Origin of the sequence: Cobetia sp. 14N.309.X.WAT.E.A4 (assembly GCF_030397495.1) — a bacterium.
GTDB classification, from domain to species: Bacteria; Pseudomonadota; Gammaproteobacteria; order Pseudomonadales; family Halomonadaceae; genus Cobetia; species Cobetia marina.
In genome coordinates this window covers 14,791-27,451 of sequence record NZ_JAPNXT010000001.1, presented here as the reverse complement: position 1 = coordinate 27,451, position 12,661 = coordinate 14,791, and the positions used below count along the sequence as shown (strand labels likewise).

The 12,661-nt window shown below is 62.8% G+C and carries 11 protein-coding genes; all 11 read right to left on the bottom strand.

Annotation, left to right across the window (positions count from 1 at the left end):
* Window positions 1–135: 135 nt before the first annotated feature.
* The gene (locus OW493_RS00120; protein ID WP_077371526.1) at window positions 136–1,533 is read right to left on the bottom strand and encodes a glutamine synthetase family protein; all 1,398 of its coding nucleotides are present in this window, start codon (window positions 1,531–1,533) and stop codon (window positions 136–138) included.
* A gap of 73 nt (window positions 1,534–1,606) precedes the next feature.
* Window positions 1,607–2,671 carry a spermidine/putrescine ABC transporter substrate-binding protein gene (locus tag OW493_RS00115; protein WP_077371523.1) on the bottom strand — a complete coding sequence of 355 codons (1,065 nt, stop codon included), beginning with the start codon at window positions 2,669–2,671 and terminating at the stop codon, window positions 1,607–1,609.
* 106 nt (window positions 2,672–2,777) lie between these two features.
* Window positions 2,778–3,578, bottom strand: coding sequence for an ABC transporter permease (locus OW493_RS00110; protein WP_176492873.1), 801 nt, complete (start codon window positions 3,576–3,578; stop codon window positions 2,778–2,780).
* A complete protein-coding gene (locus OW493_RS00105; RefSeq protein WP_077371517.1) occupies window positions 3,575–4,498 on the bottom strand; it encodes an ABC transporter permease in 924 nt (307 codons plus the stop codon). Before OW493_RS00105 ends, OW493_RS00110 begins: the two co-directional genes overlap by 4 nt.
* Before the next feature lie 2 nt (window positions 4,499–4,500).
* Window positions 4,501–5,670: an ABC transporter ATP-binding protein gene (locus OW493_RS00100; RefSeq protein ID WP_240704187.1), complete on the bottom strand. Its 1,170-nt coding sequence runs from the start codon at window positions 5,668–5,670 to the stop codon at window positions 4,501–4,503.
* A gap of 99 nt (window positions 5,671–5,769) precedes the next feature.
* Entirely contained in the window at window positions 5,770–7,155 is a 1,386-nt protein-coding gene (locus OW493_RS00095; protein ID WP_289862656.1) for an FAD-binding oxidoreductase, read from the bottom strand.
* Between the two features lie 296 nt (window positions 7,156–7,451).
* Entirely contained in the window at window positions 7,452–8,204 is a 753-nt protein-coding gene (gene moeB / locus OW493_RS00090; RefSeq protein ID WP_176492871.1) for a molybdopterin-synthase adenylyltransferase MoeB, read from the bottom strand.
* 112 nt (window positions 8,205–8,316) lie between these two features.
* Window positions 8,317–8,817: an Lrp/AsnC ligand binding domain-containing protein gene (locus OW493_RS00085; RefSeq protein ID WP_077371505.1), complete on the bottom strand. Its 501-nt coding sequence runs from the start codon at window positions 8,815–8,817 to the stop codon at window positions 8,317–8,319.
* Window positions 8,818–9,077: 260 nt separating this feature from the next.
* Window positions 9,078–9,926: a peptide chain release factor N(5)-glutamine methyltransferase gene (gene prmC / locus OW493_RS00080; RefSeq protein WP_077371502.1), complete on the bottom strand. Its 849-nt coding sequence runs from the start codon at window positions 9,924–9,926 to the stop codon at window positions 9,078–9,080.
* Window position 9,927: 1 nt separating this feature from the next.
* Complete coding sequence (gene prfA / locus OW493_RS00075) at window positions 9,928–11,013, bottom strand: peptide chain release factor 1 (protein ID WP_077371499.1); 1,086 nt, start codon at window positions 11,011–11,013, stop codon at window positions 9,928–9,930.
* Window positions 11,010–12,281, bottom strand: coding sequence for a glutamyl-tRNA reductase (hemA, locus tag OW493_RS00070; protein WP_084209244.1), 1,272 nt, complete (start codon window positions 12,279–12,281; stop codon window positions 11,010–11,012). Before hemA ends, prfA begins: the two co-directional genes overlap by 4 nt.
* Window positions 12,282–12,661 lie beyond the last annotated feature (380 nt).

Sequence of the window (12,661 nt, the reverse complement as noted above, 5' to 3'; positions counted from 1 at the left end):
ACCATGAGCGCCGGACTGACGCGTCATGCCCCTCACTGACGACGACCCTTCTTCCGCCCGCCTCTTCCCCTGAACCTCGGGAGGCCACGGCGGATATCGTGGCCTCCCGGTATCCGTTGGCGTACCGCAGGGGGTCTAGACACGCAGCAGCAGGTGCTCACGCTCCCAGGAGCTGATGACCTGGAAGTATTCCCCATGCTCGGCACGCTTGACGGCCAGATAACTCTTCACGAAGCGCTCGCCGAGGATGTTGGCCAACGGCGTACAGGCATGCAGAGCATCGAGTGCCGGGCCGATATCGTCCGGCAGGGTATTGCCGCCCTCCCAGGCCGAGCCGACCACCGGAGGGCGCGGCTCGATCCGCTCCATCATTCCCAGATAACCACACGCCAGCGAAGCCGCCATCACCAGATAGGGATTGGCATCGGCGCCCGCCAGACGATTCTCGACCCGCGTACCTGCCGCGTCCGACACCGGCACCCGCAGGCCCACGGTGCGGTTGTCCAGGCCCCACTCGACATTGATGGGTGCGGAGCCACTGGTGTCATTGCGCATCAGACGCCGATAGGAATTGACGTTGGGGGCGAAGAACGGCATCGCGGCGGGCAGATAGGTCTGCAGGCCCCCGATGAAGTGACGGAACAGCGTGCTCGGCTGACCCGACGCATCGGCAAACAGGTTATTGCCTGACTCGACATCCACCAGGCTCTGGTGAATATGCATCGAACTGCCCGGCTGATAGGCCATCGGCTTGGCCATGAAGGTCCCGTACATGCCATGTCGCAGCGCCGTCTCCCGCAGGGTGCGCTTGAACATCACCACCTGGTCGGCGAGAGAAAGAGCATCCCCATGCTCGAAATTGACCTCCATCTGCCCCGCTCCCTCTTCATGGATCAGGGTGTCGAGATCCAGCCCCATCGCCTCGCAGTAGTCATACATCTCCTCGAACAGTGGATCGAATTCATTGACCGCATCGATGGAGAAGGACTGACGGCTGCTCTCCTGCCGACCGCTGCGGCCGATGGGCGGTTCCAGCGGATAATCGGAGTCGGTATTGGTCTTGACCAGATAGAACTCGGCCTCCGGCGCCACCACCGGCTGCCAGCCCTGTTCGGCATACAATGCCAGTATCCGTTTGAGCACATAGCGTGGCGACAGCTCGACCGGCTCACCATTCAGGTAATAGCAATCGTGGATGACCTGTGCGGTGGGGTCTTCCGCCCACGGCACCAGATAGAGCGCGTTCACGTCCGGAATCAGCTGCATGTCCTGTTCGGCCGGGTTCCAGAAGCGGCTGTCTTCATCATCCGGATAGCCTCCCGTGACGGTCTGGATGAACAGCGAATCCGGCAGGCGTGGCCGCCCGCCATTGAGGTACTTGCGCGCAGGCATGATCTTGCCCTTGAGAATGCCGGTCAGATCCGTGACCAGACATTCCACCTCGGTGATACCGTGAGCGGCGAACCATTCCTGCAGGATCGCGTCATCATCTTCATGACCCGGCTGCTCGTGACCCACGTGATTGACACTCATAACACCTTCCTTGAACACCGCAGGCAGCGCCTGCGGTCAATGACGAGATGCCCGCGATCGACGAGACGCCGACTCAACGGGCCTGCACTTCCGACCATAACTGCTGGAAGATCTGCAACTGCTCACCGGAGAGACTCGGCGAGAAATGCAGACGCGCCATGTCGTCCTCGGAGGGCTGGATCGGTGGCTGGGTCAGCACCTCATCCAGATACGGCCTGGCGGCGGCATTGGGGCTGGCGTAGTAGTTGTAGTTGGACAACTGCGCGCCGACCTTGGCGTCCAGAAGGAAGTTGATGAAGGCGTGTGCCAGCTCAGGGTGCGGCGCCTTGGCGGGAATCATCATCGAATCGACCCACTTCTCGGCACCTTCATCCGGAATCATGTACTTGATATCGGCGAAGGACTCCGGATTCTCGTCCAGATAGAACAGATAGTCGCCGTTGTAGGACAGCGCACCATGCGTGACCTTGCGTGCCAGCTGTTGCAGGGCCGGCGTGCCATCGGAGAAGCCGCTGAAGTTGTCGCGATGCTTGGTCTCGATCAGCAATCTGGCCGCCTCACGCCAGGCATCCATGCCGGTACAGTCATAGCCATGACCGAGATAGGCACAGGCCGCCCCCATGCTGACCTGGCCATCGCCCATCAGGCTGAACGGATATGAGGCATTGACGGCGGGATCAAACAGCAGTGACCAGCTCTTGGGGGCATCCTTGAACGTGCTGGCGTTGTAGACCAGCCCGGTGACTCCCCACTGATACGGGACGGTGTAGTTGGCTCCCGGGTCAAAGCTCGGGTCCTTGAACTGCGCATCGACATTGGCCAGGTTGGGCACTTTCGCCTTGTCGATCTTCTGGACCAGACCAGTGTTGATCAGGCGCGGCACGTAGTAATTGGACGGCACGATGATGTCGTATTGGGACACCCCGCCGGCATTCAGCTTGGCCAGCATTTCCGGCAGGGAGTTGTAATAATTCTCGACCACCTCGACATCGAAGGCCTCTTCAAAGGCGGTGATGATCTCCGGGTCCATGTACTGGGTCCAGTTGAAGAGATACAGCTTCCTGTCTTCAGCCTGGGCGGCGCCTGCCAGCAGCAGACTGCCGATGGCGACCGCGAGACGCAGCGTGTGAGTTGTCATTGTGATGCTCCGTTCAGTCGATGAGAGAGGTGGTGAATGCCCGCCCCCAATACCGGCATGCCTGCCTGGTCAGGGGCGGGGTACGACGAGTGACCCTCCAGCGAAATCATGAAGCGCTGCGCCGGCGTGACAGCGCAAGACTCACGATCGCCGCCAGGGCGACCACCGCCATCATCAGGGTGGCGATGGCATTGATCTCCGGTGTCACGCCCTTGCGTATCGCGCTCCATATGTAGATCGGCAAGGTGGCGCTCTCCGGACCTGACGTGAAGAAGCTGATCACGAAGTCATCCAGCGACAGCGTAAAGGACAGCAGGAAGCCCGAGATCAACGCCGGCTTCAGGGTCGGCAACATGAAGAACTGCACGCGCTGGCGCGGCGTGGCATAGAGGTCCTTGGCCGCCTCGAACAATGTCGGATCCAGACCGACGAAGCGTGAATAGACGATCAGCGCCACGAAGGGAATCTGGAAGGTGACATGCGCGATGATCATGGTGCCCAGCCCCGGTGACAGCAGCCCGGTCAACTCATTGATCTTGACGAAGAAGGTCATTTCCGAGATCCCGAACACGATGTCCGGCAACACGATGGGCAGATAGATCAACACGATCAGCCACCCCAGCTTGCGGTGACGATGGCGATACATTCCATAGCCGATCAGCGTGCCGATCATCAGCGCCAGCAGTGACGAGACCACCGCCAGCCACAGCGAATTGCCCAGCGCCGACAGAATCGCGTCATTGCCCAGCAGACGCCGATACCAGCGCAGTGACACGCCGGTGAAGCTGGCGGCACTGTTGGAGGCATTGAAGGAGAACAGCATCACCACGATCAGCGGCAGATACAGAAAACCGAGCGTCAGCCACCAGAAGCCCCGCAATCCCTTGTGAAGTCCGCCGCGCGTCATATCACCACCTCTTCACCGCCACCCAGGCGCCTGCCGATGCGACGCATGGCATAGAGTCCGATGAAGGTCGCGATCAACATCAGGATCGCCCCCGCCGCCCCCAGCGGCCAGTTGGCACTGCCGGAGAACTGATTGGCGACCAGATTGCCCAGCATCATGCCCTTGCCACCGCCGAGCAGCTCCGGAATCACGTACATGCCGAACGCCGGGATCGCCACCAGCACCACCCCCGCCAGCAGCCCCGGCAACGTCTGGGGGAATACCGCATGCCAGAAGGCCTTGAGCGGCGAGGCGTAGAGATCCTGCGCCGCTTCCACCAGCGAGAGATTGAGCTTCTCGAAAGCGGCATACAGCGGCAGCACCATGAAGGGCAGGAAGTTGTAGACCAGCCCCAGCGTGACCGCGAAATTGGACGGATAGAGCCCCATGTTGGGCGCGATCATGCCCATGGCCTCGGCCAGCTCCGCCAACGGCGTGCCCGGCGCCAGCAGGTTCATCCAGCCAAAGGTGCGGATGACCTGATTGGTCCAGGACGGCACGACTACCGCCAGCAGCATGATCGGCCGCCAGCGCTGGTCTGCCTGCGAGATGTGATAGGCGATCGGATACGCCACCAACACCACCAGCACGGTGGAAAGCACGGTCTGCCACAGCGAACGCCCCAGCGTCATGAGATTGCCCGGGCTCCAGCCGAGAAAGCCCTGACCCGCCAGCTGCGTAAACGAGGTCAGCGACAAGGGCATCTCCGGCAAGCCATAGGGGCCATTGCTCATGAAGGCCACGCTCATCAGATAGAGACTGGGCAGCACCAGGAAGATGATGATCCACAGCGCGCCGGGGGCGACCGTCAACAGCAGGTGGCGTGACTCGGCCACCACCGCGCGACTGCGTGCCGTGGGCAAGCTCCCGTGATAGGCCATCGTCATGCCTCCAGCGTGATCAGGTCTTGCGCGGCCACCACCACATCGACGTGGTCTCCCACGTCCGGCAACTGGCCGCCCCGATTGTTGACCACCACCTGCAAGGTGACACCCGCCACCTCCACGCGATATTCGGCATGGCTACCGCGGTACAGTCGCTCCTGTACTCGGCCCGGCAGATGATTTTCCAGCACGTCGTAGCGTTCGAATTCGCTGGCGGGACGCCGCCGCAGATCCAGCGTCTCGGGGCGCAGCAGCAGCAACCCGCCGCTGCCCGGTGCCTGCGCCGTCAGCATGCCCAGCGGCGTGGTCAGCCGGACGGCGTCATCGCGGCTGTCATCGCGAGCCGTGATCTCGAACAGATTGGCATGCCCCATGAAACGCGCCACGAAGGCATTGACCGGGCATTCATAGATCTCGCGCGGCGTCCCCACCTGCTGGATACTGCCGCTGTCGAGCACCGCGATGCGGTCCGACATCACCATCGCTTCCTGCTGATCATGGGTGACGAACACGAAGGTCATGCCAAGGCGCTTCTGCAGACGCAGCAGCTCGATCTGGATCTGACTGCGCAGCCCGGCATCCAGCGCCGACAGCGGTTCATCCAGCAGCAGCACATCCGGCTCGCAGACCAGCGCCCGCGCCAGCGCGATACGTTGGCGCTGACCACCTGAGAGCTGGTCGACCCGGCGATCGACCAGACTCCCCAGCTTGATGAACTCGGCCATCTCGGCGACCTTTGCCTCGCGCTCGCCACTCGGCATGCCCTGCATGCGCAGACCGAAGGCGAGGTTGTCGCGCACGCTCAGATGCGGGAACAACGCATAGGACTGGAAGACCGTATTGACGCTGCGCTGATGCGGCGGCACGTCGGTGACATCGCGCCCGCCGATCACCACCTGCCCCTCATCCAATGCCTCCAGCCCCGCCAGAATGCGCAGAAGCGTCGTCTTGCCACACCCGGAAGGCCCCAATAGCGTGAAGAACTCGCCGGGCTGAATGGCGAGATCCACACCATCAAGCGCCGCCACCTCGTTGCCGAAGCGCTTGTGCAGCCCCTTGAGCTGAATGGATGACGCGGCACGGCACTGGAACCGGGGCTGGCCAGCCTCCGACGACTCTCTCGTGTCTCGCTCAGGCGCCATACCCTCGTTGCTGTCCACTGCGCTCATCGCGCCTCCCTTGCGATTACTCACCAGTCGTGTCCCGCTCATGGGCTGTCGGGATGATCAACGATGTCAAATGTGCAGCACCTTCATCATGGCTTCGGCCTAGAGCCGATCACGCAGCGTGTAGAAGCTGGTCGCCAGGACCAGCAGAGGAGTTCGCAACCAGTGTCCACCCGGGAAGGCGCGGTGGGGCATGGCGGCAAAGACATCGAAACGTTCCGCCTGGCCGGCAATCGTCTCGGCGATCAATTTGCCCGCCAGCCCTGCAAGCGACATGCCATGTCCCGAGTACCCCTGGGCGTAATAGACATTCGGGGCAAGACGCCCGAAGTCCGGTGCCCGATTCATGGTGATGGCCACGTCACCGCCCCAGCGGTAATCGATCCCCACCCCGTCAAGCGCCGGAAACAGACGGCGAATCTTGCCGTCCATGCGCGTCTTGAGGTGGCGCGGCTCTCGTCCGGTATAGCTCACCTCCCCCCCGTAGAGCAGGCGCCTGTCAGCAGAGAGACGGTAGTAGTCGAGCACGAAGTTGGCATCGGAAAGGGCATCATTGCCCGGCAACACCTGCGCGACCTGTGCTTCACTGAGCGGTTCGGTGGCCACGATATAATTGGCGACGCGCATGATGCGCTCATCCAGCCGCGGGACCAGGCCATCGAGATAGGCGTTGGTCGCCACCACCACGAACTCGGCACTCACGCTGCCCTGCGCGGTATGCACACGCGCACGCCCTGCCTGCCCACCGGAGCCATTGGCGACGATGCCACTGCCACTTCGGCCATGCTCGAGCTTGAGCACAGGACTCTGTTCACAGATCGTGCCCCCTGCCCGCTGAGCAGCACGCGCAAGCCCGAGGGTGTAATTCAGCGGATGCAGATGGCCACCCTCTCCATCATGCAGAGCCCCGGGATAGGCATCGGTGACGACTCGCGCTCGTAGGGCATCCCCCTGCAACCACTGCAATGCATGGTAGTCATGATCGCGTGCCATGCGCGCCTGAAATTCCTGCAATTCGCGCACATGTCGCGGCTTGACGGCAGCATGAAGATAGCCGCGGGTATAATCACAGGGGATCCGGTGCTTCTCGATCAGTGCGGTGGTGAGACGAACCGACTCGCGACTCATCTCCCAGATGGCATGCGCCTGCTGACGGCCGAGAGCCTTCTCGACCGTGGCGATGTCGGTGCCAAGTCCCGGCAGGATCTGGCCGCCACTGCGTCCCGAAGCCCCGAAGCCGATGCCGCGCGCCTCCAGCAGGATGACCGAATAGCCACGCTCAGCGAGATGCAGAGCCGCTGAGCAGCCGGTGATACCGCCGCCGATCACGCAGACATCAGCGCGCCGTTCCCCGGCCAACGGTGGACAGGGCGCAAGCGTCACACGCTGACTGGCCCGGTAGTAGGAGCGGATGTCATCACGCCCACGCTGCGCTTCCTGGCGGTCTCGCCGCGGCTCGTCTGTCGCGCCTGATCTGCAGCCGACCATGCCCCTCCTTACCCGCCACTGTTGAGTTTATTCACCGACCCGGGGAATATTTGCGTTATTTACCACACGTCACCGGCAAATACTGCATATTGATTGCCCCGCGAGGTATAAATTTTCAACACGTACCGCCTTGCCCCCCTTTTGACGCCCCACAATGGCGCACGCCCCTGAGGTCATCAGCGTCAGACTTTTGAGATCAGAAAAGCAAAAGCCCCGCAGCCTGAGAGGCTGCGGGGCTTGGTGACAGACCCTCCACGCATTGGCGTGAAGGGTGCTCGGGGAGTGATCCACTCATGTCATGTCGAGCGACGACATACCGGACAGGCGGGGTCACGCTTGAGCCCCATGCGTCGCCACTCACCGGTCAGGCCATCGAAGGTGGCGAGCCCTCGATGCACATGCCCGGCACCACTGATCAGCTTGAGCGCTTCCAGCGCCTGGAAGGCCCCGATGATGCCGACCAACGGCGCGATGACCCCGCTCTCGGCACAGGTCAGCTCTTCATCGCCCTGCTCTTCCGGCGAATACAGGCAGCCGTAACACGGCGCATCTGCCTCACGGCGATCAAATACCGCCAACTGACCGGAGAAACGAATCGCGGCACCCGACACCAGCGGCGTGCCTGCCGCCACGCAGGCGGCGTTGATCGGGAAGCGCGAACTGAAACGGTCAGTACAATCGAGCACCACGTCCGCGGCGGCGACCTGCTCGGCCAGCGCCTCGCCCTGAAGGCGTTCGGACAGGGCGATCACCTCGGTGTCGGGATTGATCGCCGACACCGAGCTGGCGAGCGAGCGCGCCTTGGGCTGGTCGATGTCCGCCTCTCCGTGGGCGATCTGACGTTGCAGATTGGAGAGCTCGACATGGTCATCATCGGCCAGCACCAGCGTGCCGACACCGGCTGCCGCCAGATAGAGCGCCGCCGGGCACCCCAGACCGCCAGCCCCGATCACCAGCACCCGCGCGGCCAGCAATCGTTGCTGACCCGCGATATCGACCTGAGGGAGCAATATCTGACGCGAATAGCGCAGCAGTTGCGAATCTTGCATGGAAGGTGAGCCGTCTGTCTGTGAATGAAGTGAGTGCTTTGGCCGGCCGCCGGGCCTGGGCCTGAGTTCTGAGCTCTAAACCCTGAGCCCTGCCGCTGGCATCAGGGGCTCGTCACTTGGCGTCGAGATCCTCGATGTCCGGCACATGCAGCGAGAACTGCTCCTTGACCTCTTCCATCACCACATAGCTCTTGGATTCCTTGACCCCGGGCAGCGTCAGCACCACATCCCCGAGCAACTGCCGATAGGCGGACATTTCCGGAATCCGGCACTTGAGGATGTAATCGAACTGCCCCGAGACCAGATGACACTCCTGGATCTGCGGCAGCTTGGAGACGGCACGGCGGAATTCATCGAAGACGGAGGGTGACTGGGTCTCGAGGCTGATCTCGACGAAGACCAGCAGATTGGCCTTGAGCGCCTTGGGGTCCAGCACGGCCTTGTAGCCACGGATGATGCCGGCACGCTCGAGGCGTTTGACTCGCTCCAGACAGGGAGTGGTGGAGAGTCCCACCTCGGAGGCGAGGTCGACATAGGAAATGCGCGCATTTTCTTGCAGGCAGCGCAGGATCTTGAGGTCAATGCGGTCCAGAGAACGTGATTTCGCTTTCATTATAATAGTTTTCCCAGCAGGGTGACTTGCAGCAGGATCATCCTTACTCCTGTCTTTCGTGCAGTCAGGCAACCCGAGAACGCGGGGGTAATCAGGCGACCTTTCCAGTCATGCATCGCTTATTACTACCATACCCGCCCGACAGGAGATACGCCCGCACAGGCAGGCCTGCGACGAGGATTCCACGCAGGCTCCACTGAAAGCAGGGGTTTCCTCTGGCAAGTCCGGGCCGGCCTGCATTCCCGCCCGCCGGAGAGGCGTCAGCCAATGCGCCCCAGCGTGATGCGCTCTCGCCCACCGAGGTCTTCCAGCGTTTCCACTTCCAGAAAACCACCGGCGCGCAGCGCCTCGCGCACTTCCTTGCCCTGGGCCAGGCCATGCTCGAGCATGAGATGACCGCCCGCGGCCAGATGGCGAGGCGCGGCCTCGATCAGATGCAGGAAGTCTGCCAGCCCCTGCTGGCGCGCCACCAGTGCCGAGCGCGGCTCGAAACGCACGTCACCCAGTGCCAGGTGCGGGTCATCATCGGCCAGGTAAGGCGGATTGGCGGTCACCAGCGCAAAGCCGGTCTCGGGAACGGCGGAGAACCAGTCACTGCGCCGGAATTCGACGTTGGGAATCGCGAGATGCTCGGCATTGTCACGCGCAAGCTGCACGGCCTCCTCGATGAGATCGACCCCCAGCACCTGCCACTGCGGACGATGACGAGCGAAGGCCAGCGCGATGGCGCCGGTGCCGGTGCCGAGATCCAGCAGCGTGCCTTCGGGCGCCTCGGCCAGCTCCAGCGCGCACTCCACCATCACTTCGGTATCCGGGCGCGGAATCAAGGTGGCAGGAGAGCAGCGCAGCATCAGGCCATAGAACTCACGGCGGCCAAGCAGGTGGGCGACGGGGTGTCCTTCGGCTCGGCGTGCCAGCAGCGCCTCGAAGCGAGCCACGCCCTCGGCGCCCGCTTCCGACTCGAGATCGCGATCCCCCCAGGTATAGAACCAGGTGCGATCGCGCCCCATCACCTCTCCCAGCAGCAGCTCGGCATCCAGACGCGGAGACTCGCTGCCCGACTCACTCAGACGGGCAGCCGCGGCTGCCAACGTGACATCGATTCTCACCTCATTGCTCCTGCAGTGCCGTCAGCTGGTCTGCCTGATATTCGACGACCAGCGGCTCGATCACCTCGTCCAGCTGACCGGCGATCACTTCATTGAGCTTGTAGAGCGTCAGATTGATGCGGTGATCGGTCAGACGTCCCTGGGGGAAGTTGTAGGTGCGGATGCGCTCGGAGCGATCACCGGAGCCCACCAGCTTGCGACGGGCATCGGAAGTCGCCTGTGCCTGGCTGTCCACCGCGGCCTGCTTGAGTCGCGCTGCCAGCAACGACATGGCGCGCGCACGGTTCTTGTGCTGACTGCGCTCGTCCTGGCACTCCACGACCACACCGGTGGGCAGGTGGGTGATGCGAATCGCCGAATCGGTGGTGTTGACGTGCTGCCCCCCGGCCCCGGAACTGCGGTAGGTATCCACTCGCAGGTCGGCCGGATTGATGTCGATGTCCCCGACCTCATCGGCCTCAGGCATCACCGCCACGGTACAGGCGGACGTATGGATGCGGCCCTGGGATTCCGTGGCAGGCACGCGCTGCACGCGGTGCGCACCGGATTCGAACTTGAGGCGCGAGTAGACCCCCTCGCCCTTGACGCGGGCGATGACTTCCTTGAAGCCACCATGCTCACCGTGGCTTGCGCTGACGGTCTCGACCTTCCAGCCCTTGAGCTCGGCGTAGCGGGAATACATCTTGAACAGGTCCCCCGCGAACAGCGCCGCCTCGTCACCGCCGGTGCCGGCACGCACTTCAAGGAAGACGTTGGCCCCATCATCCGGGTCCCGCGGGATCAACAGCTGGGTGATCTCTGCCTCCAGCACGTCAAGCGCCGCATCGCTCTCGCGGACTTCCTCACGTGCCATCTCGCGCATCTCGGCGTCGCTGTCATCGCACATGCCGAGGGCGGCCTCGCGATCTTCCTTCAAGGCGCGATGGCGCTGCCATGCCTCGATCAATGGCTCAAGCTCGGCATACTCCCGCGACAGGTCACGGAAGCGGGCCTGATCCCCGATCACTTCAGGCTCCGACAGCAAGGCGGAGATCTCCTCGAAGCGGTCATGGAAGGTGTCGAGCTTGGTGATGAGGCTGTCTTTCATGAAGGGTCCTGTGATGAATCAACCGGCGCGAGCAGCAGCTCCTGCGCCGTCTGAAGAATATCCTGTCGATCGTCGCCTGACGCCTGACGCAGCGCCAGGGTCGGGTGATGCATGAAGCGGTTGGCCAACTGACGGGCCAGTTGCGCCACGACTTCCTGCGGGTCACGGCCCTGATCAAGCTCGGCCAGCGCCTGTGCCTCGCACTCTGCACGCAGTTGCTCGCCGTGGCTACGATAACGCTTGATGACTTCTCCGCCACTGCGCACACGCTTGCGGTGCTGCCAGGCACTGACACCCTGCCGGATCAGCTCTTCGGCCTGGGCAGCCGCCAGCTGGCGATGACGACGGTTCTCCTCGATGACTTCCTGCAGATCATCCACGGTATAAAGGAAGACATCATCGAGGTCCCCGACCTGCGGCTCGATATCGCGCGGCACGGCGATATCGACCATGAAGACCGGCTTGTAACGGCGTTTCTTGAGCGCACGCTCCACCATGCCCTTGCCGAGGATCGGCAGCTGAGCGGCGGTGGAGGCTATCACGATATCGGCATTCTCGAGGGCATGCGGAATGCCTTCCAAGCCGATGGCGGTCCCGCCCAGCTCATCGGCCAGCGACTGGGCGCGCGACACGGTACGGTTGGCGATGCACAGGTTGGCGATGCCCGCTTCCTTGAGGTGGCGCGCCACCAGCTCGATGGTGTCTCCCGCCCCGATGAGCAGTGCATTGGCTCGCGAGAAGTCATCGAAGATATGACTCGCCATGCTGACCGCGGCATAGGCCACCGAGACGGGGTTCTCACCGATTCCCGTCTCGGTACGCACCTGCTTGGCGACCTGGAAGATATGCTGGAAGAGCTGCTCCAGTTCCCCCCCGAGACCGACGGTACCGCGGGCGAACTGATAGGCATCCTTGAGCTGACCGAGAATCTGCGGCTCGCCCAGCACCATGGAGTCCAGGCCGACCGCCACGCGAATCAGGTGGCGGACCGCCTCCTCACCGAGATGTTGATAGCTGCAGCGCTCAAGCTCTTCAGCCGGCAGGCCATGGTATCGGCTCAACCATGCGAGAACCGAGCGCGCACCGTCCTCGGTCACACAGTAGAGTTCCGTGCGATTGCAGGTCGAGAGCACCGCCGCCTCGGAAACTTCCGGCAGACGCTTCAGCTCGGCCAGCGCAGCCTCGAGCTGTGTCGGCGTGAAGGCAACGCGCTCGCGGACATCGACGGCGGCGGTGCGATGATTGATGCCAAGGGCAAGAAGGGTCATGGAGTCAGTCAGTCGTCAGGGTCTGGCCGGCAGGGCTCGCATCGAGGACAGGCGGCTGTCGCTTGGAAAACCTCCGCAATGAAGGGGCCGGCACCTGGCCACCTGCTTGCAGATCTCGTTTGTCAAAGCGGCTGAAATCGTAAAATTAGCGTGCTCATTCTATCACAGCGCCTACATCACGCGAGCCTGCAGGGCGCGGCCAGCGATGAGGAATTTCCATGGGCTTGGCAGTCTGATGCTATCACCTCCCGTCCGCCATGTTGATTCAGGAAAACGCCGAGCGGACAGGCGCTGCCCTTGCCTCCATGACAGGCACCGTCGATGCTATCCCCGTCCGCCTTCAGCCGTTATGCTGGAGCGATCAATATCCCCAGGGTGTG